The following is a 23,934-nucleotide window of genomic DNA, read 5'->3' on the forward strand; positions in this document are numbered from 1 at the left end:
AATTGCCCAATATACGACTCAAAATTGTTGTTCAGGTAAATTTCTGCTTGTGATCGCTGATCGTAAACCTGTCAGACAAATGATCGATAAACGATGCTATTGCTTCCTTGCTTTGCCTGATTTTCCTTAGAATTTTCCACAAGCTAGACAAGAATTCTGACTTTTACTTTTCATAGTGTTGATTCTGGATACTCAAGATGAAAAGTGATACATGCTTCAGCAAAACCACTGGGCAGCCACTGTCTGTCTATGACAATGAATACGATGCCATCTCTGCTGCGGAACACTCAGAGCTGTTTTATGACAAGGAGATGTTTCCCTATTTTTGTGATGTGTGTTCAAACTGGCACCTGACACCGAAAAGCAGGTATACCCCAAGCTCTGAATGCCCTGTCTGTGTCGGCTCCGATGGCCGACCTAAACAGTCTTATCGTAACGAAAAGGAAGCGCGCCTCCGGGCAGAGATTCTTTGTGATGAGCAGGGTCTTCAGTTGAGCGTATACGAATGTGAGATGGGGTATGGATGGCATTTGACCAAAAGGTGAGAGGGGAGCCTGAGCTTTTCTATCATTTGCAAATACAGCTATTAACATAATGCCCACTTGCAGACAGGGTGAAAGTGGGCATAGTTGTGAGATTAGTTCAGACCACTCTGAACCGGCTGCTGGTCCAGTTCAAGATTAGCCCGTTCCACCATTTCTGCCGGCAGCTCTTTGGTTACCGACACACCCAGGTCTTTAAATTCGGCAGCCTGCTTAATCAGGTTGCCTCTGCCAGAATTCAGTTGCCCAAGAGCCGTCGTGTAGGTGCTTTTCGCTTTATCAAGCTGCTTCCCCACTTCCTGCATGCTGACCAGGAATGTTCTAAGTTTGTTGTAGAATTTTTCGGCTCGCTTTGCCAACTCGGCAGTGTGTTTGTTCTGGTCCTCAAAACGCCACAACTGACGGACAATGTTCAGGCTGGTTAATAGCGTGGTCGGTGTTGCTACGAGTACATTTTGCTCGATAGCTCGCTGGTAAAGGGACTCATCATATTTCAGAGCCTCAACATAGGCAGACTCTATTGGAATAAACATAACAACGATTTCCGGAGAGTTCAGTCCCGGTAAACTGAAGTAGTTGCGATCTGCCAACTCATTGATACGTGCGCTTACCGCCTCGCTATGCTCTTTGAGTGCCTGGTTGCGAGCCAGCTCATCATCTGCATTAACATAGCGGGTGTAAGCTGCCAGTGAGGTTTTGGCATCAATCACCATATGCTTATCCTGAGGAAGATAGACAATTGCGTCTGGTCGCTGACGTCCATCTTCTGTGGTAAAGCTGACTTCCCGTTTATAGTCTTTGCCAAGCCTCAGGCCGGAACCATCAAGCACATTCTCCAGCATCAACTCTCCCCAGTTACCCTGAACTTTTTTCTGCCCCTGAAGTGCTGTGGTCAGTCTTTTTGCCTGGTCGGTAATATCCTTGTTCAGGTCTTGCAGATTTTTCAGCTCCGTTTTCAGCTGAATACGTTGCTCTGCTTCTGTTTTATGGCTTTTTTCGACGACTTCCTTGAAGCCTTTCATCTCATTCTGTATCGGGTTCAGCAAGCTGGAAAGACTTTCTTTATTCAGCTCTTTGAAGTTTTTGCCTTTTTCTTCCAGAACCTTATTGGCCAGACGTTCGAACTCTTTGGTCAGGGTTTCTTTGCTCTGTTCTAACTGCTGGAACTGCTCTTTGAAGTTTCGTTCCCTTTGCTCAAGGGTTGTGTTCAGTTCGGTATATTCTGCGGTCAGCTTATTATGATTCTGTTGAAGTTCGTTCAAGTCCTTTTTGGTTTCTTCCCACCATTGCTTGTATCCAGCCGATTGTTTGCTGATTTCTTCTAGCTGTGCCTCAGCTTTTTTCACAGCCTGTTTGCTTTCAGACAGCTGTTTATCTGTTTGGGTTTTCAGGCCTGTCAGATCACTTAACTCAGTCTGAACTTCATTGATCCGCTGATCTTTTTCCTCCAACCTTTCCTGTTGAGTCTGGCTGTCTTTGGTTCGTTGCTCCGTCAGTTTTTCTGCCGCCTCTCTGGCGGTTGCAGCAGTCTCCCTGGCTTTTTTTTCATTTTGCAGAAGCTGGTCATATTTACTTTGCAATACCTGCAGCTGATCTGACTTCTCATTCAGCTTCTGGCTCAGGTTTTCCGCATTTTCAGAATCTTTAACCGACTGTTCTCTTGCTTTCTTTTCATCCTGAAGCAATTGGTCAAACTTATCCTGCAACGTGTTTAATGCCTGAGTTTTTTCCGCTTCTTTTTTATGCAGGTTATCCGTTGCTTCCTGAATTTTTACCAGTGCTTCTCTGGCGCTTTGCCCGGACTTGCGCAAAGTGTCTATCTCACGCAGAGAACCACCAAGGCGCTCCTCCAGTTGAGCAATTTGATTAAGACCATTGCTGCGTTCAGCCTCAGTACGCTCTTGGGTAACTCGCAAAGTATTTAATGCCTCAGATAAGTCAGAAGCTTCCTTTTGTTTCTCCCCCAATTCCTGCTCTAATCGTTCTTTTTCCGCTCTTGCCTGCTTCAGATCAGCCAGCTGGTCTGACTGATTGCTCTTGGCTTTCAGGCTGGCAAGGGCAAATCCGCCAACAAAGGCCACGACGGCAAAAATTCCGGTTAACATTATCACTGTCATATCCATGACGACTCCTGTTGCATTAGTTCTGGCTAGTATTGGATTTTCTGCTGGTCAAACAAGGCTTGAGTGCCACTCTCTTTGGCAGCTTTGTATTCTTCCATCGGCTTATCCCAGTCAACTCTTGGAAAGGCGCTTTTGAGCTGTTTCTGAAATTCTTCATCAGAGAGTGTTTCGTAGGTAACGGCTTTGAAATGACAGTGAAGCTTGATATCACCGGTCAATGACTCTGCTGTAGGCATGGATTTTTCCAACAAATCTTCCAGATAACCTTTCGCATCCTTTTTGGTTACCCTTTTCCCTTCAATACCGTACTTCAGCTCATCGGGCGGGTTTGCCTTTACCCGGTCAACCAGTGCGTTAATTAACACTTTTTTTGAGTTTTCCAGTTCCTTTTCAAGGTTTTTTTGGAGTTTTGTCTTGTAGTCAGCTATTAGTTTTTGTGCCTCTTTAAGCTGACCATTAAAGTTCTCTTTTTGTGCTCTCAGCATCACCCGGCCCATTTTCCCCATGGGCTTTAGGAAGTTTTTCCGAAGTAGGTCTACTTCTCTGACTATGGGTTTTGAAGAAGCTTTACTGCCTTCACTAATCAATTTATAAGTAGCGTTGAACCTGTCCTGAGCATCTCTGTCAGTGGAGATAAGTTGCTTTATCTCTTTTGGAAAACGGAAGGTATGACGATCAATATGAGCGCCTTCCAGTTCCAATTCGACAAATTCAATACGACTGTTAAAAACATTGACCTGACGACTGACATCAAATTTTTGAGCCGGATTCCGGGCCATATCTTCTTTTACTTCTGACATCCTTGAATTTGTCAGTGGCTGGACATTGAGCAATGATACCGCTTTCCCGACAAGAGGTTTTTCTGTCTTCGCTCCCTCTATATGGGCTGGCTGCGGAGTTTGCACATGGTTTGCGACGGTTGCGGCAATGTCATGAACCTGCTCGGCTGAAAGAGTTAACGCATTGAATCCGTGAACTACATTGGCGTCTTCTACCAACATGGGAGGATGGCTGAAGCTCCAGCCGATGTCATCCACAACACAAATATTGAGTCTGGTATTCGGCTGTTCGTAGACCACAATACCGGCATCCCTGAGTTCTTCTACACAATCAAGCTCTCCATAGCCAAGCCGAAGGCTATGAGGGTTGATATCCAAAGCAATATAGATGTCTATATCTGGATGTGTTTTATACAGTTTTATCAGAGCCGCACTGACTGTTGGTATCATGCCTGCAGCGATATAGACAATTCGCTGTCTGGCATTGATTATTGAACTGGCCAGATCATCGGAATTGAGAAAGCACAACATTTTATATCTCCCTATTTGGCGCTGCGGCTTGAAGCATCAAGCCGCAGTATTGGGAATGATTATTTTATCCTTACCCGGTCACCCGCTGAAACAGCATCCAACAATTCCTTGCGTATTTTTGCCAGATACTCTTCCACCTGTTCTTCAGTCTCAATATATGCCTTTGGTGCCACTGAATTGGGACTGAAGCTGATGGTGCGCTTGACATAAACCGGAGGTTTGGGTTCGGCGACTTTGCGAACAGGTTGCTCTTTTGGACTTCCTTTAGGACTAATATTCTTAGTCTCTTCAGAAATTCTCTTTTTTTCTGCCTCGATCTTATTCTGCTCCGCCAGCAGCCGTTGACGTTCAGTCTCGACATAGCGGTTGATTTTTTGCTCTGCTTCGTCCTCATGCTCCTCAGCCTCCTTCTGAGTAGCAAAAATTTCAGCGATTGAGTGAAGAGTCTCGATGCGCTTTCTGGCTTGCTGCAACTGGATCAGCGCCTCGTTTCTCAGACTGTCCGGTGCTTTTACTTCGTCAAGTTGCTGAGAAATGCGAGAAATTCGTTCATCAATTCTTTCGAACCCATGGTTTCGTCTCTCGTCAAGCAATTGTTGATTAACTGCCCGCACCTGTTCAATCAGTCGGTTGACCTGACTGATTTTCCCATAAGGGCGATCGCTGGAGTGAATGGTTTCCAGTTGCTGCAATGCTCTGGCTGCCGATGCATTTTTATCCAGAGCAGTTCGGTTGCTGGCAAATTCCACGGACAGAGCCTTTGCTAGTTGTTGCCAGGTATTAAATTGTTGGGAATAAAAGTCCTCTACATCTTCAAAATCCTCAGCAAACTCATCCAGGTCATCGGCACTGCTTAGCAGGTTCTGAATCAGGCGATAGCTGTCTTTATTAGCCAGAATACCTGTAACCAGTGTAAGGCCTTCTTTGATGATAGTCTTACCTGGGAACTGCCCTGTAGTGGATTTGCTGTCGCAACTCTTCAGTGTTTCCAACCACTTGCCCAGTTCCGAACGGAGGCTTTCATTAAGCGCTTTTTCTCCGGAGCCAGTGAAAGTTTTGTTGAAGAGATCTTTGTGCAGTTTTGCTGCCTTGGACAGGTCCCGCTCTTCGTGCTGGCGTACACGCTGAATTCGTAGGTCAGACCAGCTGCGGCGACCAGTTAACTTGTCATAAGCCCGGTGACGAGGGAGGTCATCTTTATTGAAGATGAAGTTTATTTTCCCAGCCAGTGCCAGCCTTGCCAACAGCAACAGCACTTCATTATCCGGCCAGCCGTAGGGGCGATGGGTAAACTGGTGAATAATGTCTTTTACATAAACAGGATGATTCAGTTCGATTTTTAAACTGACGAACTGCTCAACTTCTTTCACTGCAGAAGGATTACATTGTTCATTATCCAGATTCAGACCCAGCTGACCAAGATCATCAGCGGTCAGTACCGCCTGTATCTCACGGTTAATATCCCCTGAAGTGGGCTGTAGCATACTGAGCTTGGCAAAAGTATTCTGGATAACATAGCTGTATGCTTCTTCAACCATACCTACCGGGGCCGATGCGCCGGAATGGTAACGGGTACCAATGGCAAAAAACTCAGCCTGTTTAAACAGATCTTCAAACTCATGTCTCAGGCGTTTGCCACGCTCATTATTTTCAAGAGACTTTTCACGAATCAGATGCTCCTGCTCCGGGCGCTGTCCGGAGTTTACTTTTAGGAAGCGATATGTTTTTACGAAGGTCTGAAGTTCATCCCAAAGCCGCTTGTTCTCACCCAATTTGATCAGGATACAGCCGTTGGATTCCAGTGAGTGGGCTAAACACTGTTGTTCATTGAACTGGGTATAGTTTATATCCAGTGGTGAAATGACCTTTATGACCAGATCTTCCAGGGATGCCCCATCTTTAGGATGCCCGTTACAGAAACGACTGACTTTGAAGTCCTGCTTGTTTTCCGGATAGCGATACTGATTTTTTCTCAGTAAGACCTGGTCAAAAATAAACTCTGACAGTTTGCGAGTCTGTTCTGCTGCCTCTACGTCGGTATGACGAATCTCGTTTTCAATTTCCTTTTCTTCGTTGGTCAGGAAAATATATTCGTCACCATTACGAGCAATCAACAGCTGTCGTTCAAGGCGGTTTAAGCTTTCTTCTATCTGTTTACCAAGGTTTATTTTATCGGCGTCGATCTGATTGATAGACAGGGTAACCAGATTATCCAATGTACTTTTAACGGTATCGACATAGCGAATCAGGAACAGGGTTTTCAGAATTTGCCCATCAAACTCTGTCAGGGATTCCAGTGCGCAAGCCTGTTCAATTGTTCGTTTTACCGCTGGCTCCAGAAAACTATCGATGGCACTGTAGAAGCAGTGGAACGGAATCAGTACACCAATATCCTGCTGTCGCATCTGCTTGGCTGCAGACTGAAAAGCGTCCAGCAATGAACGTTCTCCCATTGCCAGATGTTTACCGGTTGCACCTTTGGTTCGAATGGATTCAAACACTTTCTGAACCAAAGGGTAGTGATATGGAACAAAAGGATAGTTATCTACAAACGACACGGTGTCTTTATAGCCCGCCAGCTCAGCCGTAGTTGTTTTATCAAACATCAGCTGGTTACGGATAATGTCGCCTTTTTCCGCAAACTGTCTGGCTAGTTCTGTTTTGGCCGCTTCGTTTTTTTCCAGCAGTCGCTTTTGAATAACTTCGTTGGTGTTGGAGCTGGACAAGGAAATCCGGGTATAAAAACGTCCTTGGATTTTCGAGAAATCGTTGCCCTTGCTGGCTGTAAACTGGCCTAACACTGCGTCGATATCTGCCTGTGATGTCACTACCACCCAGGCACGACCTTTGCATATCGTACCAAGCTCCTCAGTGATGGTCTGGAGCTTGAGCATCATTTGGGTGTTGTCACCAATAAACTGACCCACCTCATCCACAAGGAATAGAACATTACGGTCGTCCTGACTGTCGATGTAATCTTTGACCCATTTACAAAAGTTCTTAATATCCAGTGGAAAGTTAGCTTCCAGCTGCTCGACCCACTGACGGGTAGAGTCTTCACTTTGCCCGGTCGCTTCGGCAAGCGCTTCTGCCATATCGTCTCTGTAAAAGTCGTAAGCATCACGCTCTTCTTCCCATGTCGACGCGGTCAGTTCTGCGAATTGGGCCTTGAAGCTATCGAACTGATTTCTTTTATCCAGCTCTCGTTCAAGATGGGCAATATGAGCATGGTCGCCACAATACCCCAGTTTCTCATTGAAGACTTTCAGGAACACTTTGAGAATGGCGTCTTCCCGGTCTTCGGTGTTCGCCCTGGAATCAATGTTAAAGAGCATGACATCGGTAGGTTTATTCACTGCGCTGTGAATATCCCCATAGAGCATGCTATCGACCTTTCCATCGAAAAAGCTGATAGCTTTTTTAGCCATGCCATCTTGCTCAACTGCACGGTTCTCCAGAAGGTAAGAGAGAATTTTGATGAAGTGGGATTTACCGGAACCAAAAAAGCCGGATACCCAGACGCCTATTTTTCCGGCAATGGAGGAGTCTGCCATACCGGTAACAGCAGGGGTATAAGTCTCAAAAAAGCTGCGAAAATGCCTGTTCAGTTCTTCTGTGACAACATATTCGTCCAGCTCTGTGGATACACTTTCTTTATCCAGCTGTTCCGCTTTAACGACACCGTTGATGTTACGGGTCAATTTCTTTACAAAAAGATCTTCTATTTTCATAGTGCTGCTCATGACTCTGCTGTTGTTCAGCTTGCTGCTGGCGCAGAGCCGTCCTCAGGAACCAGTTTAAAGGCGCGATAATAATTGTGGGATTTGATCAGGTTAAAGAGTTTTATATCCAGCCCGCTATAGGTTCCCGGATAGAAAAGTACCAGAGGTGTCGCCCCCATTTTGGCGTGAAGGGCATTAAGTAACTCGTGCCCCCGGAGCATAGGCCAGGTGCTGCCGAGGCCTGTGAGAATAACGAACTGCTGTTGCTCAGGATTTATTTTGCTGGTGAGGTAGTCCGCCACCCGCTTCTGATCAAGAGGCGCTTTGAGAGCTGATTTCAGACCAGTTGCACCTTTATGTTTCTCTTTCAGGAAGGCTTTATCAAGCAGGTTTCGGGCTTCGATCATATCAATCATAATCTCAAACAGATTGACGACAGCAAAACGATACCCACGCTTATGCAGGCGTTTCATTATTTCTTCTGTATGTTGACGTACCACCAGTTCAAACTCGGGTGGGTAATCAAATACCCAGAAACCAAGCTCATTACCCAAGCCCTCATTGTTTAAAAACTCAGTACTCTCGATGCGTTCCTGAACCAGATTCAATCGGTTCTGTAGCTGTTTTGCGGGCTGTTTCATTGGGTACATTCCATAGCAGACTGTAATATTTGCCAGTGGGGCTGTGGAGCTGGTGAGTTAATCAGAGTATCGATGAACTGCTGGACTTCAGGCACCAGATAGACGGTCTGCAGCTTCAATGTTTTCGGAGATTCAAGATAACCTGCGTCGACCAGCATACGGATCACATTGGTTCCGGTTTTTATCAGGGTTGACTCAGAATATTCTTCAAGACCACCTATAACGGTATAGTGTTCTTCGATAAATAACTGCCATGCAGAAACTGGCAGCTGTGGCTGATAAATTCTACGATTCTCACGGATTACTTTATCCATAAAAAGGCAGATAGCAGGAGACTTAACCATAACTGCAAGCAGGAGCAGCTGACGACACGTCGTTTCATCAGTACCAATTAACTGTTGGAGAAATTCCTCTCCCATTGGCTCTAGCCGACGACGTATGCCCAAGGCAACACGTCTGGCACTGTGAACGGAGGATTTCTGCAGTAGATTACGAATCTCGACTTCTTCTTTCCACTGATCTGAATCTGGTTTTTGCAACAGCAGCGGTGCTATCAACAAACTTTCACGTACCAGAAGGTTGCCCGTCATCAGATCACCAAACCAGACTTTGGCATTCATTAGGATGACTCTCCATTGGCTGAAGGCTTTTCTTTTTCTGCCTGAGGAGAGTCCGCCGCACCACCAGATCGTACCCAGGCATCAACTTCCTGGGCCTGAAATTTCCATAAGCGGCCTACTTTATGGGCAGGCATCTGGCGTGTATTAATCCAACTGTAAACAGTGTCACGACTGACGCCCAGATGATGGGCAATTTCTTCAACTGATAACCAGCGGGTAGCAATGTTCATGTAGGGAAATATGTGGCTTGACAATCTGGGCAGACTATCGGATCAGTTTTGGTTTGACAATGATTACTATAGATTAGTGCTGATTTGTCTGGTTTAAGCCTGAATTTTTAATTATTTTCTGCTTTGTATCCAGTTCGTACCTATTTTCATAAAGCAATGCGAAATAGAGCAACAAAACTATACTTTCATAGTCATCTAGCGTCCCACTTCCACCATTATTTGCTCAATTAAGTCATATGAATACCAACTATGGAGTTCTCTGGCTTGACTCCATAAAAGAAGAAGCCAGATCTCTGCGAGTAATAGCTGCACAAGAAGGAAGCAGCGTATCGTCTCGTGCCAGCCTGAATACTGCTGCAGCTTCTATTGGCGGCTTTTCAAGCTATTACCAAGCAAGACAAAAGCACAATGCCTTTATATCTGAATTTGACTCTCGCCGTAGTGGATGTCGATATTGTAGGTATATTTATGTTAAGGGGTTGAGTTCTGACCGTAGACGCCATGAAAGCTATCATCGAAACTATGAGCTGGCGGAAATACATTTAGGCAACCTGCCCGATTCCTACCACCTGAGGGAAAAAAAGAAGCACTTTTTTTCAAGAATATACAGTGACTCTAACTTCCCTTTAAATAAAAGAGTTCGAGCCGCACTGATACATATCAGGACACACTTTGATCGTTCACTCGAAGCTGCCATAAATAATGGTTATTACCAGCAGCACCCTAACTTCGATGAATATTTGGCGATGGTTCATCCGAAAATCTACCGTTTCCCAGAAGATGTTCGAGTCTATCTTGAAGAATATCACCAGCTGGGGACGAAATACGGTCCTATTGAAGAAGGTTATACCTATTGGTATCCCTCCTGACTCGTGTCAATGCTTATTATTTACAAGGTCTACAGAAACATTATCCTGAGGTTGCGGCGGTAAAGGTGACTGAGTGCCACCTTTGGCTTTTTTTGTAACACCAACATGCCATTAATAATTTGACTATCAAGCATATCACCGGGTTTAACCCCTAGCTCTGCACGCTGCCCAGCTGTAAGCGGAACTTGTCTTTTTGAATTTACCTTTGCCATATTACTGTTTACTGATTTCAAGAGTTGTTTTGTATTTGTGTACTACAGTCACTCAATATCAAAGCTGTCTCTCTCGCGGACCTATAATGACCATTTTGCAGTTCAAGCCAGCTTTTAGGTGCAACTTCTAGGATATCGCCTCCCGTAGTTTGCACTCAAATATAGTTGAAAGTAAACGTTCTAACTCACTGATTACAGAAGGGGTTCAGGCTTTGACAGAAACTATTAAATTGTGTTTTTGACCGGATGCAGGAATATGCCTGATTTTGACAAAATATTTTTGAAAACCGGCAGAATGCAAACCCTTGATTTGTATAGCAGATTTTGACAGAAATTATTTTAATAAAACAGTTTGTAAAAATTAAATAAAGTGTGACTGGGAACAGTTCTGTCATTTTGCAAGGGAACCGGTCAAGCGCAAAGTCGGTATTGATGCCCGGTTTGAAGTTAATGGCGTGACTTATGAAGCCTCCGCAGAGCTGGCGGGAGAAGAGGTGGTCATCTGGTGGGGGCTTTACGATGAAGAAGTATTCGTAGAGTACCATGGAAAACGGTTCGGACCTTACTACCCATCCAAAGGTCCGATTCCTCTACATAAATATCGCGCTCACAAAAAGACCTCACGGGAGAAGCGAGCAGACAGGATAGACCAGTTGGCAAAAATCCTGTCATTACCAGAAGCGGCTTACCGTGATGCCGGACTCGTTGAGTCTTTTTCTTCCGTATCAGAAGATCCACCGTCTTCTATACCGTTCTCCCTGCAAGACCCCTTTCATGAAACCTGCTGGCCTGATGCCATCACTGCCCGGAAAGCCATTGCTGACCACTTGGGGGAACCATTGGCAAGACTCTCCGGGGAGCAACTTGAGGTGATCCGGCAGATTCTTGAAGAAACGCTGGATAAGGAAGCTGTTCTGAGCCGTGTTGACTCAGCCTTGAATCCAAGTACCACCGAGGTAGTACACCATGTTGAGTGAAGTCATGTCCCACTATGAGATCACCAGGGAGTTTGATCGGGTCGATTTTTTCGAAACGGAGGAGTTCAAGAACATCCTTCAGGAAGTGCGTCATAACATACAGGGCGGACGGTTGATCGCATTAACCGGCATCGTGGGGTGTGGAAAAACACGCATACTCAGCCAGCTGCATGAGACCCTGAAAAAAGAGAAGAATGTGGTCGTGTGCCAGTCACTGTCTGTTGAGAAAAACCGCTTGACCTTGGGAACCCTGATTACAGCTCTGTTCTGTGACTTACGCCGGACGAAAACTGAGAAGCTACCTTCGCAGCCGGAACAGCGGGAAAGGCATCTCAGGGACATGGTAAAAAACAAGAAGAAACCCGTTGTTTTGTTCGTTGATGAAGCCCATGACCTGCATGGCAAAACACTAGTGGCATTGAAACGACTGATTGAAGTCATGCAGGGAGGCGGTGGTGTTTTATCCATTGTTCTTGCCGGTCATCCCAAACTGTCGAACGACCTGAAACGTCCCACAATGGAAGAAATAGGAGCCAGAGCAACAACCTTTATTCTTGACGGTATCCAGAAGCAGAAGAAAGAGTACATCGACTATTTGTTCAAACAGTGCCTGAAGCCAAAAGTAAAAATGGAGTCGATTATAAAGCCCGATGCTATCGACTTCCTTGCCAGTCAGCTGTCAACACCTTTGCAGATTCACCAGTATCTCAACTTGGCTCTGACTGAAGGCTACCGTGCAGGTATCAAGCCTGTGACTGAAGACCTGGTGAAATCGGTTCTGGCTTTTGATTTGAACGGCAGAGAAGCACAATTGATCAGGCAGGGTTATGACCCTCGTACTCTGGCAGAAGCTCTGGATATCAAGGTTAAGGAAGCCCGTAGCTTCATCAAAGGTGATCTGAATGGCTCTCGCCGAGATGAGATCATGGACGGCATCAAGACTCTTGGAATAGTTCTGTAAGACCAGTAGACAGTTGTAGCGTTTGCTACACAAGGGCTAACGCTTATTTTCAATGATTGTGAGCAGAACCGGCTGTTTTCGGCTTGTTTTCAATGATTGTGGTTTCATTTTCAATGAATGTGAGCACAGCCGGAATCTTATTTTCAATGATTGTGAGCAGGAAACGCCCTCTGTTTTCAAGCAGAGCCGTTTTTGTTTTCAGTTCGCTACATTTACCCATTTCTGGGGAACCTCCCGAAAAGGAAACACTGTCGTGTTCCAGAAAACGGCAAAAGGGCGAATAGCCAAAACCCTGAAATCATTCAACGAATACTGCCGGAAATTTCGGCACGAAACACTGAGTGAGCAATATGCAAGATTGAACCGAAAACTTCGGGGGCATTACGCATATTTCGGGATAACCGGTAACGCCAAAGCTTTAGATTTAGTCCATCATCAAGTGCAGAAAATCTGGCACAAATGGCTCAGTAGGCGTTCGCAAAAGAGCCATATCACATGGGAGAAATTCAATCTGCTCTTGGATCGTTTCCCCCTGACACCGCCTAAAATCCATCATCGGTATTCTTACAGCCGTCGGCTAGTGAACCAGTAACTATGAGGAACCGGATGCCTTAATTGGGCTCATCCGGCTCTGGTGTGTCACGAGAGCAGAGTCGGTCTGCTCGTAACTGCAATTGAGATGGAGGAGGGCCCTCCGGTGGCGGCTTCTGGAAGCGACCACCAAACCACTGTGAGCTGCGCTGATTAAGAGTCAGGGTGGTGAGCGTCACAGAAAAGGCGCAACAAGATTGCGTCAGGTGTGAAACCTGAAGATGAACGCAAGTAAACCAATGATGACGTGTCGTAAGCGAGTACTTCGACATCAAAAGTGGAGGGCAGATCCACTCCATGATGAGCTCAGGGGAAATCCAGTTACTGCCTGAGTGGTGTCCGGCACAAAGTTGGCATGAGCAGGTTTCAGGCTCTTTTGCGGAACGTGAGAACATGTCGCTCTGGTGTTAAGGGAGCCAGCCAAGCTGACGAAACAGCAAGGCTCTGAGTACCAATACAGGGCACAGGGGCGGATCAGCCCGTAATAGTGATGAAGCACCTGTAATGGGTGTGGAGCTAAGGAGCTGACTTATCCAGTGGAAGGAGTAGATCAACCAATTTAATGGGATGAGTCTATGACTGAAGCAAAACCGTTCACAATTTCAAAAAGGCTTGTCTGGCAAGCCTGGCAGAAGGTGAAGGCCAACAAGGGCGCCGCTGGCATTGATCGTCAGTCACTGGCTGATTATGAAGTCAATCTTAGCGGGAACCTGTACAAACTATGGAACAGGATGTCATCAGGAAGTTACTTTCCTCCCCCCGTCATGCGTGTAGACATCGAAAAGAAAGATGGAGGCACGAGACCGCTGGGAGTACCGACAGTAGCTGATCGCATAGCACAAACTGTGGTCAAACTGACCATAGAGCCATTAGTGGAACCTGTTTTTCATGAAAACTCCTATGGTTACCGGCCACATCGAAGCGCTCATCAGGCGTTGGCTGTAGCGCGAAAGCGTTGCTGGCGTCGTAACTGGGTGATTGATCTCGATATAAAAGGTTTCTTTGACAACCTTGATCATGATCTCATGATGAAAGCAGTGAAGCACCATATACAGGAACCTTGGGTGCTGTTGTATATAAAACGTTGGCTGGAGGCGCCTGTTGATGATGGCAAGGAGAGAGTCACAAGAACGAAAGGGACGCCACAAGGGGGAGTTATCAGCCCTCTCTTGGCAAACCTGTTCATGCACTACGCATTCGATCATTGGCTGGAGCGGCACATTCCGAATGTCTGGTTTGAACGTTATGCTGATGATGGTGTGCCACGAGCACAGGCTGCTGCGTAAGCAGCGCCGATGCGCAACTGCGCAGAAGATGAGGGAGGGCCCCTCGGAGCCGCCTTGCAGGAGGAGGCTTCAAACCACCTTAAGCGGCGAAGGTAAAGAGCCTTGGTCGTGAGCGTTAAGGAAAAGGCAGGGCTTGACCCTGTCCAGGGCGATCTCATTTGGCACTAACTTTCAAATAACCCCCTGAAGCAGCAGCGTTCGGTAGTGGGGCAAACCTGATATTTTGTAGTTGTTTGCTAAAATACGGCGTATGCCGTATTTATCATAGAGCGATATGAAAATGTGCTCCACACCAGTTCACTGCCCTAAATGTGGCGGTAATGACGTTAAAAGCTTTGGCTACAGTGCTCATAATGTTCCTCGCTACTTTTGCTGTAATGCTGAATGTGAAACCAAGTCCTTTATGCTTGAGTACCGGTACAAAGCTTATGAGCCAGGCGTTAAAGAAAAAGTCGTCGATATGGCAATTAATGGTGGCGGCATCAGGGATACAAGCAGGGTTTTAGGAATCAATAAAAAAACAGTAATAAACACATTAAAAAAAAGAGAAAGGCTTAGTTCAAGTTAATCCCAATATTCAGAAAATGGATCTTGGAACGGGTGCTGTAATTCACGTAGGCCTCGCCTGCCAAGAGGCCGAGATAGATGAACAGTGGTCTTATGTGTTTGAAAAAAGTAACCAGCGTTGGCTTTGGCATGCAGTTGATCATGCGACCAATACTGTTTTGGCTTACGTTTTTGGGAAACGAAAGGATGAGGTTTTCAAAAAACTAAAAGAGCTTCTTGAGCCATTTGGTATCAAGAAATTTTATACTGATGATTGGGGAGCCTATGAGCGTAATATCGACGAAAGTAGTCACATCATCGGAAAAGAGAATACTCAGAAAATTGAACGTAAAAACCTGAATTTTAGAACTTGGATTAAGCGTCTGACCAGAAAGATAATATGTTTTTCAAAGTTAGAGCAAATGCACGATATTGTTATTGGCCTGTTGATCAACAAAATCGAATTTGGCATTGACATCCATGCAATATAACAGGTTTACCCCACTACCCTGCAGTTTTTACTTAAACAACACGCTCCATGCGCCCCAATGCTAAGCTGCGTCCAACAATTCAAATTTCTGAGCATGAGCTTTCAATGTGTCCGTTGCTTCCTGTCTTCCCAGGTCTCTACCAGCCATATGTCTACTCGACTCTCGTTTAGGCAGAGTGTCTTCCAACGCTAATGTAAGAGCCTGTAGCTCATTATCCGGATCATCCGACTCCACCACCGCTTTTACCGTGTTAAGCAATGCTTCCGCGTTGAGGCGCTCGATCAGACAACCAACGGGCATCCCGGGCTGTTTGTTTTTTAGCAGGACGAATTGCTCAGGGTGCAGCAATAGCATATGTTCGCACAGCAGACTCAGAATCACGCCACGCTGCGATCCATCAGCACCTTGCTGCTTGCTCAATCTGTTCCAGCCGCAGTGGGCTTTCCAGTCCTGAATAAAAACCTCGACCAACCACCTCAAGGTGTAAAGCCTGACTATATCGGTATGTCGCCATGACATATCTGAAGCCACCAGGTAACGATAATCTTCCTCACCTTCATACTTCAGGGCAATAACAAAACGCCTTTTCCCATGAGCCTTAACATACAATCGAGCTGCTTGAATGGTGACTTGCTCTTCTTTGCCACCTCGGATCATAAGTTGGGCCTGAACTCCCTTTTGACGTGCAAAATAAGTTTTCAGGGCAGCTTCTGAATGACCTCTGTTAGACACTTTCTGGTTGGAGCGTAACTGGCTGATAACCTGGGCTCCGCCGGTTATCGCAGCTGCCTTATCCATGAAGTCTCCTGTGCCATACAATGCGTCAGCGAGTACACCTCTGATTGCGATTTCCGGGAACGCATCAACAAATTCTTGCAGCATATCCAGTGTCAACGACTGCATGGTGGGATAGCGAACATGGTCTGGTTCGGGGCGCGCAGGTCGCTCTTTGTTCTGAACACCTTGTTTCCTGAGCGACTTGTCTTTCTTCCTCCACGCCGACAATGCAGGGTCGGGTACATAGAAACGGAACCCTACCGGGAAGGTGGCTATTTCAGTGACAAGCACCATGAAGACCAGCTCCTGTCCGTTAAAGTAGCCGCCCGTTGATTTATCTTTTACCTTGTGAGCACCGTCTATTTTGGAGGTTCGCTTGGTACGCTTCTTCCCTGTGTCGTCAGCTGCAAGGGTTCCGTTTTTTATCCCATAGCTTAAGAGTATGTTTCTGACGCTGGCCTGTAACAGTTTATGCCATGCTATCTCAGCCTTATAAAACATCCAGCACAGGCGGGTTGTTTTGAACTTGCCCAAACTTCTGCGTTCAAAAGCGGCCCAGTTAATGGCTTTGGTTACGACAATGCCCATGATAAAAACACCCAGTGTCACCTTCTGGCTTTTACTCAGCTGTGCAGACGAACTGATGGATTTGAGTGAGTTATTTAGAGCATCCAGAAAGGCGGTGACAGCAGGTAATGGGCGAATTAGCACAAACGACACTTGACGGTAATTGAGTTCCTGTGCGATCTTACCTTCCAGCCTGCTGCTGTGGCTATGACGGAATCTCGCAAGGCCTGATTTCGGAGCCGCAGTGGTAGTCTACTTCTTTTTTTCCTCCCCCGTGACACTCCCCTTCGAATCACTTAAAAACTGCAGCATCGAGTTTAACGGCCAGAAGATAATGTGCATTTTTCTCTCTGATTTTTTCGGCGATCGCTTTTTGGCACCCCATGGCGTCGGTGCTGACGATACATCCACTGATCTCCAGCATATCGAGTAAAGCTGGAATGGCTGTAATTTCATTCGACTTAGCTGCTGTTTTGAGCTGTCCAAGCACCATGCCGGTCTGGCTAGCCCACGCATTAACCATATGAATAGCCGCTTTATTATCCCCTTTGTCGTATGAGCGCCGTAGTGTTTTTCCATCAATGGCAACAACTTCACCATGAGTGCGTTCAGCAATTTGCTTTACCCAATTTATAAAGCACTGCCGGAACTCGTCGGGGTCAAGTCGCTCGAAAACCCGGATGAAAGTGTGGTGTGATGGAACACCATGAGGCATAGGGATGTAGAGGTTTAGCCAGTATTTCTTTTTTCTGGCAAGTTGAGAAACCATTTTCCAGTCTTCAGCTCCACAAGTGATCATACAAACAGCTATGAATACAAGGTGAGGCAGAGGGTATCGATGATTATCAGCGCGAATTTCAGTTAGTTCAGAACAAATATCCAAGAGAGTCATGTGCAGCAATCCTTAATCTTGGAGCAAAGAATGCCATACCTTCTGAATAGGTTTACTGTCTCAGGACAAAGCAGTTAGTGCCAAATGAGATCGCCCTGTGACCCTGTCAGGTAAGTGTTGTAAATTACACCGATAAATGATACTTGACACTTTAATGTGATAGCAGTAGCTTGCTGATACTGGAATACTGTCATTTTTGATAATTTTATAACTATATTAAGATATGAATCTGTTTAACCTTTATATAAAATTTTTAGTGTTTAGCGGACTAGCCCACCCTGCGGGCACACATCCCAGAGTAACTCTTTTAATAAGCTAACCTTGAGCCTTCGTTCTACGATAAGGAGGAAGGCATATCCAGGCCAAAGGCCGAACGCACACTGGTGCCCCGTGCCCGGAGTTTAGCGTGGTCGGGAGGCTGGCGACCGCATCACTGATGACGCCTGGCGATCTCGTTCGGAAGACTGCATATGATCGACAGCCCCATACCCAGATATGCCTTCGCTCTGGAGTATAGGTAGGCAATCATGAAGCACAACCCAAAACCCACTAAAGCACAAAAACGAATATCTGGTCATCTTAAAACCGTCAACCTCTACGCGGCAGGCATTGATATTGGCTCAGAGTTCCACTTTGTTGCTGTCCCTGAAGAGCTGGATGATAAGCCTGTCCGGTCTTTTGCCTGCTTCACTGCTGATCTCGAGATGATGGCCCAGTGGCTTGTATGTATCGGGATTACCACCGTAGTCATGGAGTCCACCGGAATATACTGGATTCCTGCTTTCGAAATGCTTGAAGAGCACGGGCTTGAAGTCAGGCTGGTGAATGCACGCCACGTTAAAAACGTCCCTGGTCGTAAAAGTGACGTACAGGACTGCCAGTGGTTACAACAACTGCATACACATGGCTTGCTTGAAGGTGCTTTTCGTCCTGAAGATCAGGTGTGCGCTCTGCGTGCTTACATGCGCCAACGTGAAACCCTGATCCGCTATCGAGCGTCGCACATACAGCACATGCAGAAAGCCTTACGCCAAATGAACCTGCTGCTGGATAATGTCGTTTCGGATGTTACCGGCAAAACCGGGATGAGCATCATTCGTTCCATCCTCAGGGGTGAGCGCGATCCTGTAGTATTGGCGAGCCACCGTGATTCCCATTGCAAGCAATCAGAGAAAGTCATTGCTAAATCATTGCATGGACACTATCGGGCAGAGCATTTGTTTGCTCTGAAGCAGGCCGTTGAGCTTTATGATTTTTACGAAAAGGAAATCGAAGCTTGTGATAAGGCACTTGAGAATCAGCTGAGTCAGTTCGATGATCAGGTCGAAAGCGCCTCATTGCCTGCAAAGAGAAAATCAGCCAGCGCCCCCGGCTTTGATGTAAGAGCTCACCTTTACAGGATGACCGGGGTCGATCTGACAGCGATCGAGGGGATAGAAGAAAATACCGCCCTGAAAGTTATTTCTGAGACAGGGACGGACATGAACCGCTGGCCGACAGAGAAGCACTTTTGTTCCTGGCTGGGGCTGAGTCCCGGAAACAAAATATCCGGGGGAAAGGTGTTAAGCAGTAAGACCAAAAGGATTCCAAACAGGGCTGCTTCAGCTCTGAGGATGGCCGCATTGACACTGGTAAATTCAAAAAGTGCCCTAGGAGCCTATTATCGCCGGATGAGAAGTAAGCTGGGTGCACCCAAAGCGATTACAGCGACTGCACACAAACTTGCACGACTGATTTATAGCATGCTGAAAAATGGATCAGAATATGTTGAGCGAGGTCAGGATTACTACGAGGAGCAGTATCGTGACCGAGTGATTAAAAATATGAAAAAGCGTGCAGAAGAAATGGGGTACAAGCTGGTCAGGGTTGAAACAGCCTCACCAGCTTGACTCTGTGCAAGTGGCGAGACCGGAGGAGTTACTCAGAAGGTATGAGTTAGAAAATCCTATCTTCCATTTGAATTATAGTTGACCACTGTCGCAGAAAGATGTATAAACTAGAATTCCGCAAAAGATAGAAATAAAAAAGACATCCAATTAAAATAATATTGTCACACACGGGGCTTATAGTGCATGTAAGTTATTTATCTAACACATGAAAATCAAACACCGATTAAAATTTAATCCGCTTGAAAATAGTGCAATGCTTTTTACAATGCACGAGTCAGGCAAGCTACATTTATAATCATAGCCGGAAATAATAATAATGATTTTTGACAGAGCTATGTCGAATGATCAACCACGCCCTATTGGTTTAGCGGCAGTCCTTGATATTTTACCGTTAGCAATAGCCGTAATCCCATGGGGAATACTATGTGGTTCATTGGCTATCCAAGCTGGGTTAACTCCATTAGAATCTCAATTAATGTCCTTGCTAGTATTTGCTGGTGCAGCACAACTATCCGCTCTATCTATTATTGGTGGTGGCGGTGGACTGCCTGCCATATTGGGCAGCACTGCTGTGGTTAGTTCTCGCCACCTACTTTATTCTGCGACTTTCAGATATGAAGCTCTTAAACTTCCTTTATATAAAAAAATGGCGTTCGCTTTTCTCCTTACGGATGAAATGTTTGCTGTAGCAGAAAGTAAGAAAAGGTCATTGGGGTACTTCTCACTAGATTATGCGCTGATTTCGGGGTTTACATTCTATCTGATTTGGAATCTATCAACATTAACAGGAATTATTGCAGGAAGTAGTATCACAAATCTAGACGAACTAGGGCTAGAATTTGCAATTGCAGCCACCTTTATAGCGATGGTTGTACCTAACATAAAATCATTGGCCACACTGATAGCTGTTCTTGTATCGTCCCTAACTTCGGTGATATTTCACAGTTATGAAATATCAAATGGCCTATTATTTTCTGGTCTAATAGGCATGTGTACAGGGTATTTCATAGAACAACACAGTGGAAAGGGGTAGGCATGAGTATTTATTCAATTTTAGCAATGTCAATCATAACCTTTTTTATGCGATATGCTTTTTTTATCAAGAACATACCGATAAAGCTAAATGAGAGCATAGAACGGTTTTTAAGATTTACTGCTCCTTGTATATTGGTTTCAATGGCAGCTCCTATCGTTTTTGGTGGCGTAAAATGGGGCGTAAGTGATTTAACAAACCCATTTCTTATAGCAGGTATGTCTACCATTTTAATTAGTTTGATGATTAAAAATACTCTATTTGTAGTTTTTTTAAGCATGATTATATTCTCATCAGTAAAGTATATTTTTATTTAGAGGTGTCGTATGTTTTTCAAACGAAGCAGAAAATTAACGATTAAATACAATGGTAATGAGATTCAAACCAAAGAAAGTAAAACAATCTTGACAGCACTATTACGGAATAATGAGAAAATAAAATATAGTTGTGGTTCTGGAGAATGCAAGCAGTGTCGATTCCATCTAATCTCAGGAAATATAAAAAGCAAAAGAAATGCTGGACCTATGCTCGCATGCCAGAGCTATCCAGACTCAGATATTGAAATCATACAATATTAACAACCTTTTCCTGTATAGGCAGATTGGCCATAAATTCTGTTGAAAATAAAAGTAATTTCATGAAACTGAATCAGTTAGACAGTAAGATTGTACGTGAATCTTACAAGTCGTCTCTTATGCCAGATAGAATAGCTACATGGTTGACAGGGAAACCCAGCCTTGATCAAAAGCCACTGTTTAAATTGCACTGGTCAATATATGTGGCAGCGATTATATCGATATTTTTTGTGTCTTACTTTATTGGATTTGCGAACCAAATCAATACTCCAAGTATTTTTATTACTTTAATTTCATGGGCCGGACTGGTATTTTCATCCAGACGAATGGCCGCAGTTATTCTACATCAGAGCGTTCATGACAGGCTCAGTGGGAACAGTAGATTTGACCAATTTATTGGTGACCTTGTAACACTATTGATGATCACACAAGATTATAAAACATACAAAGTTGACCACTGCCAAACGCATCATGCGCCACTCAGCTTTGCCACTAAATATGACCCAATTGTCCAGTTTTTCTCTGTTTTTGGTATCAATTTAGGTCAAAAAAAGGAAAGCTTATACCTTAACTTTTTGATCAGTATTCTCTCACCAATATTCCACCTGTCTTTCTTCATAACTAGGCTCGGTTATAATATTAATGCTCAAAGACCAGTAAGAAGTTTCTTCTCACTTTTATACATTGCAGCAATTCTTGTAATACCTTTCAAGATAACAGGAAGCTTTGAGGCATTACTCATAACGTTTGTTATTCCCATGATATTTATGTACCAGGTCAGTGCATTCATTGAAGTATGCAGTGAACATGCCTGGTTTGAAAATAACGTCAGAAACAAAGACGACCTGATGAAAGACCCATACTTTTATGCAGATATTTCATGGGGACGCTTTTGTGGCTCTAAATATCCGGAAAAAGGCAGTTTGAAGAAAGCGTTATGGTATTTGGAGCAAATTTTCTATCACTTACCCGTCAGGTTGTTTATATTGGTAGGCGATCTTCCCCAGCATGATTACCATCATCGAAAGCCGTTATGCTTTAATTGGACAAATGCTCGTTACAACCGTGAGGCTGCAACAACTCAATTAGAAGACGGTGAACCTGAATATATTGACATTTGGGGACTCCATAATGCCATCGAATATGTGTTCACAGTAATCTCAAAGAAGAATGAGGATTACATATCTGAATTCAATGAATATGCTAAAGAATAACCCAATTGATTAACTAATAAATAATCGTTAGTAACTCTGAGGCTCAACTGAAAAAGGGAGCACGGCATTTCTATCCTTTAGAGTAGCCCGCCAACTCCCTTGTAAACTCAGGCTTGATTCCGAGGGAACCAGTATGAAAGCCCTCTTGGTATAGGGCCTTCAATACAACCATACCTATTCCTGATGACCTGCATTGCTTCTGGCGGGATCAATGATGGCCCATAATCCATCATTGCCGCAAATGCTTCAAAAGGAGGGTGGCTCTTCCAATAATCGCCATCAATAGCAGCTTCCAGTGACCGGTCGAAGTGCGCCCTGATTAGCTTCAGTGCATACTCGACCTGCTTTTTGGGGTTTTCCTTTTGTAGGTACATCCCTTCATACGCTACTTGCTTAGAGGCTTCCCGCTCTTCCCGTGCTTCCGGCTTATACCCAAGGGCTTTTTCAGCCTTTTCATACTTAAGGTGTCGCTCTTCATGCCACTTGAGATCTTCGGCCAAATCTGCGTAGTAATTGAGATCGCAGTACTTGCAATTGACCAAGCTTGATCCCTTCCGTTCTTGCAGGGAGTCAATATACTGTTTATGCAAAGCCATGGCTTCATGATAGTGCCTGACACCTGCAAACTGCTGGGCAGCAAGTTCAAGCCTTTGAGAATGGTTCAGGTCAGGATGGTCTTTTTTTAGGGTCTTGGCGAGCTTTTTTAGCTCAGCCAACCAGAGATAACCGTAGTGTTTTTTTTCACTCATGCGTAAACCCAATCGTTGTGTGAATGATTCTGTAGTCCACTTAGAGAATGAGTCAGGATTAGGGTCTTCACTCATGTGAGGAAGTAGTGCATGGTGCTTCGCCTGTGTGGACGGCAAGCTTCTCGCCACCATAACCATAATAGCTCTACCGTTATTGTTGATAGCAGATACCACTCAGGTCAATATTGGGGGCTGGAGTTCTCAGTATGATGTTTAATCTGGAACATTCATTCTGGCTTTGAACGTTGTCGATACCATAACACAGGACAATTTATGGCTGCTCCGTCGTCTACCTGCTGGCCTCTTGACTCGCATACCATCGGGAAGCATCAGGTGTTGCAATCCTACATGCAAGCCTGGCTGCCTATCCTCAGCTCCGGCTTTCCCAGACTGATGTTCATTGACGGTTTTGCAGGACCTGGTGAATACAAATGTGGATCACCAGGCTCCCCTATCATTGCTTTAGATGCCTTGATCCAGCATAGCTACAAAAAGCACATCAGCAGTCAGGTTGACTTCTATTTCCTGGAAAAAGACGAAAGTCGCATTAATCACTTGACCAACCTGGTGAAAACCCGCTTTCCAAAGCTGCCTTCTAACGTCAACGTCCACTTCATTCATGGCGTTTTTGATGCGTCGGTCACGGAGCTGTTAAACCAAATCCAGTTACAGAGCTCCAGGCAACTCCCATGCTTTGCCATGGTTGATCCGTTTGGTGTCACTGACAATGCAATGGATACCATGGCTCGTGTGCTCGCCAACCCGAAAAGTGAGCTGTACATATCTTTTATGTACTCGTTCATTAATCGCTTTAAAGTCACCCCAACCTTTGAAAACAGCCTTGACTCTCTGTTTGGTTGCCCTGACTGGCGAGAAGGGCGGAACATTGCTGATCAGGAAAAGAGGAAAGAGTTTTTTTACAACCTCTATAAGCAGCAGCTCAAGCGGTCAGGTGCAACTGAATATGGTGGACCCCACTGTCAAGACAGTAAACCAACAAATTTAAGTTAAGTCCTGCCAGTGGTTTAAAGTCCCTCATGCAAAGTGAATTGCCTGAGGTGTTTTATAACTCAACGACTGGTGCAACCGTTCGGTGTTGTAAAACTCAAATCTTCAT

General features: G+C 45.1%; 23 protein-coding genes and 1 pseudogene. 13 read left to right on the plus strand and 11 right to left on the minus strand.

Features of this window, described 5'->3' with window-relative positions; genetic code table 11:
* Positions 1 to 197 precede the first annotated feature (197 nt).
* Positions 198 to 545, plus strand: a complete 348-nt coding sequence (locus NX720_RS21885) for a hypothetical protein (protein WP_262597501.1) — start codon at positions 198 to 200, stop codon at positions 543 to 545.
* Positions 546 to 637: 92 nt separating this feature from the next.
* On the opposite strand, the gene rmuC is transcribed toward NX720_RS21885, so the two are convergent.
* The 6 genes from rmuC to NX720_RS21915 are packed head-to-tail and all read right to left on the minus strand — an operon-like array spanning position 638 to position 9,188.
* On the minus strand, positions 638 to 2,665 hold the full coding sequence (rmuC, locus tag NX720_RS21890) for a DNA recombination protein RmuC (RefSeq protein WP_262597502.1): 2,028 nt from the start codon (positions 2,663 to 2,665) through the stop codon (positions 638 to 640).
* Between the two features lie 26 nt (positions 2,666 to 2,691).
* On the minus strand, positions 2,692 to 3,975 hold the full coding sequence (locus NX720_RS21895) for a hypothetical protein (RefSeq protein ID WP_262597504.1): 1,284 nt from the start codon (positions 3,973 to 3,975) through the stop codon (positions 2,692 to 2,694).
* A 59-nt stretch (positions 3,976 to 4,034) separates the two neighbouring features.
* Positions 4,035 to 7,718: a BREX system P-loop protein BrxC gene (gene brxC, locus NX720_RS21900; RefSeq protein ID WP_262597505.1), complete on the minus strand. Its 3,684-nt coding sequence runs from the start codon at positions 7,716 to 7,718 to the stop codon at positions 4,035 to 4,037.
* A gap of 14 nt (positions 7,719 to 7,732) precedes the next feature.
* Entirely contained in the window at positions 7,733 to 8,338 is a 606-nt protein-coding gene (locus NX720_RS21905; protein WP_262597507.1) for a DUF1788 domain-containing protein, read from the minus strand.
* A complete protein-coding gene (locus tag NX720_RS21910; protein WP_262597509.1) occupies positions 8,335 to 8,958 on the minus strand; it encodes a DUF1819 family protein in 624 nt (207 codons plus the stop codon). Before NX720_RS21910 ends, NX720_RS21905 begins: the two co-directional genes overlap by 4 nt.
* The gene (locus tag NX720_RS21915) at positions 8,958 to 9,188 is read right to left on the minus strand and encodes a helix-turn-helix domain-containing protein (RefSeq protein ID WP_262597511.1); all 231 of its coding nucleotides are present in this window, start codon (positions 9,186 to 9,188) and stop codon (positions 8,958 to 8,960) included. Before NX720_RS21915 ends, NX720_RS21910 begins: the two co-directional genes overlap by 1 nt.
* Before the next feature lie 236 nt (positions 9,189 to 9,424).
* Here NX720_RS21915 and NX720_RS21920 point away from each other — a divergent pair, with 236 nt between their 5' ends.
* A complete protein-coding gene (locus NX720_RS21920) occupies positions 9,425 to 10,057 on the plus strand; it encodes a hypothetical protein (protein ID WP_262597513.1) in 633 nt (210 codons plus the stop codon).
* Positions 10,058 to 10,086: 29 nt separating this feature from the next.
* On the opposite strand, the gene NX720_RS21925 is transcribed toward NX720_RS21920, so the two are convergent.
* Positions 10,087 to 10,269 carry a hypothetical protein gene (locus tag NX720_RS21925; protein WP_262597515.1) on the minus strand — a complete coding sequence of 61 codons (183 nt, stop codon included), beginning with the start codon at positions 10,267 to 10,269 and terminating at the stop codon, positions 10,087 to 10,089.
* 455 nt (positions 10,270 to 10,724) lie between these two features.
* On the opposite strand from NX720_RS21925, the gene NX720_RS21930 reads away from it, so the two are divergent.
* The gene (locus NX720_RS21930) at positions 10,725 to 11,246 is read left to right on the plus strand and encodes a hypothetical protein (protein WP_262597516.1); all 522 of its coding nucleotides are present in this window, start codon (positions 10,725 to 10,727) and stop codon (positions 11,244 to 11,246) included.
* A complete protein-coding gene (locus NX720_RS21935; RefSeq protein WP_262597518.1) occupies positions 11,236 to 12,207 on the plus strand; it encodes an ExeA family protein in 972 nt (323 codons plus the stop codon). The genes NX720_RS21930 and NX720_RS21935 overlap by 11 nt, the downstream gene beginning before the upstream one ends.
* 49 nt (positions 12,208 to 12,256) lie before the next feature.
* On the opposite strand, the gene NX720_RS21940 is transcribed toward NX720_RS21935, so the two are convergent.
* A complete protein-coding gene (locus tag NX720_RS21940; protein ID WP_262597520.1) occupies positions 12,257 to 12,427 on the minus strand; it encodes a hypothetical protein in 171 nt (56 codons plus the stop codon).
* 946 nt (positions 12,428 to 13,373) lie between these two features.
* Here NX720_RS21940 and ltrA point away from each other — a divergent pair.
* The 3 genes from ltrA to NX720_RS21955 all read left to right on the plus strand — a co-directional run bounded on the left by ltrA (position 13,374) and on the right by NX720_RS21955 (position 15,121).
* Positions 13,374 to 14,084 carry a group II intron reverse transcriptase/maturase gene (ltrA, locus tag NX720_RS21945; protein WP_262597522.1) on the plus strand — a complete coding sequence of 237 codons (711 nt, stop codon included), beginning with the start codon at positions 13,374 to 13,376 and terminating at the stop codon, positions 14,082 to 14,084.
* 274 nt (positions 14,085 to 14,358) lie between these two features.
* Positions 14,359 to 14,652: an IS1-like element transposase gene (locus tag NX720_RS21950; protein ID WP_262567266.1), complete on the plus strand. Its 294-nt coding sequence runs from the start codon at positions 14,359 to 14,361 to the stop codon at positions 14,650 to 14,652.
* A 16-nt stretch (positions 14,653 to 14,668) separates the two neighbouring features.
* A complete protein-coding gene (locus tag NX720_RS21955) occupies positions 14,669 to 15,121 on the plus strand; it encodes an IS1 family transposase (RefSeq protein WP_262597524.1) in 453 nt (150 codons plus the stop codon).
* Between the two features lie 60 nt (positions 15,122 to 15,181).
* On the opposite strand, the gene NX720_RS21960 is transcribed toward NX720_RS21955, so the two are convergent.
* The gene (locus tag NX720_RS21960) at positions 15,182 to 16,618 is read right to left on the minus strand and encodes a transposase (protein ID WP_262597526.1); all 1,437 of its coding nucleotides are present in this window, start codon (positions 16,616 to 16,618) and stop codon (positions 15,182 to 15,184) included.
* Between the two features lie 163 nt (positions 16,619 to 16,781).
* Positions 16,782 to 17,357: pseudogene (locus NX720_RS21965) on the minus strand (ISAs1 family transposase); the annotation flags it as partial.
* A 527-nt stretch (positions 17,358 to 17,884) separates the two neighbouring features.
* Between NX720_RS21965 and NX720_RS21970 the strand changes: the two are divergent.
* The 5 genes from NX720_RS21970 (at position 17,885) to NX720_RS21985 (ending at position 22,068) form a co-directional block, all read left to right on the plus strand.
* The gene (locus NX720_RS21970) at positions 17,885 to 19,246 is read left to right on the plus strand and encodes an IS110 family RNA-guided transposase (protein WP_262597527.1); all 1,362 of its coding nucleotides are present in this window, start codon (positions 17,885 to 17,887) and stop codon (positions 19,244 to 19,246) included.
* A 316-nt stretch (positions 19,247 to 19,562) separates the two neighbouring features.
* Positions 19,563 to 20,279 (plus strand): AzlC family ABC transporter permease, encoded by a 717-nt coding sequence (locus NX720_RS21975; protein ID WP_262597528.1) that lies wholly within the window; start codon positions 19,563 to 19,565, stop codon positions 20,277 to 20,279.
* Between the two features lie 47 nt (positions 20,280 to 20,326).
* Positions 20,327 to 20,596 (plus strand): AzlD domain-containing protein, encoded by a 270-nt coding sequence (locus NX720_RS27300; RefSeq protein ID WP_404831108.1) that lies wholly within the window; start codon positions 20,327 to 20,329, stop codon positions 20,594 to 20,596.
* Between the two features lie 9 nt (positions 20,597 to 20,605).
* Positions 20,606 to 20,857 carry a 2Fe-2S iron-sulfur cluster-binding protein gene (locus NX720_RS27305; protein WP_404831017.1) on the plus strand — a complete coding sequence of 84 codons (252 nt, stop codon included), beginning with the start codon at positions 20,606 to 20,608 and terminating at the stop codon, positions 20,855 to 20,857.
* 59 nt (positions 20,858 to 20,916) lie between these two features.
* Positions 20,917 to 22,068, plus strand: coding sequence for a fatty acid desaturase (locus NX720_RS21985; RefSeq protein WP_262597532.1), 1,152 nt, complete (start codon positions 20,917 to 20,919; stop codon positions 22,066 to 22,068).
* A gap of 107 nt (positions 22,069 to 22,175) precedes the next feature.
* Here the strand turns inward: NX720_RS21985 and NX720_RS21990 are convergent, their stop codons facing one another.
* Entirely contained in the window at positions 22,176 to 22,817 is a 642-nt protein-coding gene (locus NX720_RS21990; protein ID WP_262597533.1) for a hypothetical protein, read from the minus strand.
* A gap of 273 nt (positions 22,818 to 23,090) precedes the next feature.
* On the opposite strand from NX720_RS21990, the gene NX720_RS21995 reads away from it, so the two are divergent.
* A complete protein-coding gene (locus NX720_RS21995) occupies positions 23,091 to 23,828 on the plus strand; it encodes a three-Cys-motif partner protein TcmP (RefSeq protein ID WP_262597534.1) in 738 nt (245 codons plus the stop codon).
* Positions 23,829 to 23,934 lie beyond the last annotated feature (106 nt).

The sequence above is a fragment of the Endozoicomonas euniceicola genome (genome assembly GCF_025562755.1).
Lineage (GTDB): Bacteria > Pseudomonadota > Gammaproteobacteria > Pseudomonadales > Endozoicomonadaceae > Endozoicomonas_A > Endozoicomonas_A euniceicola.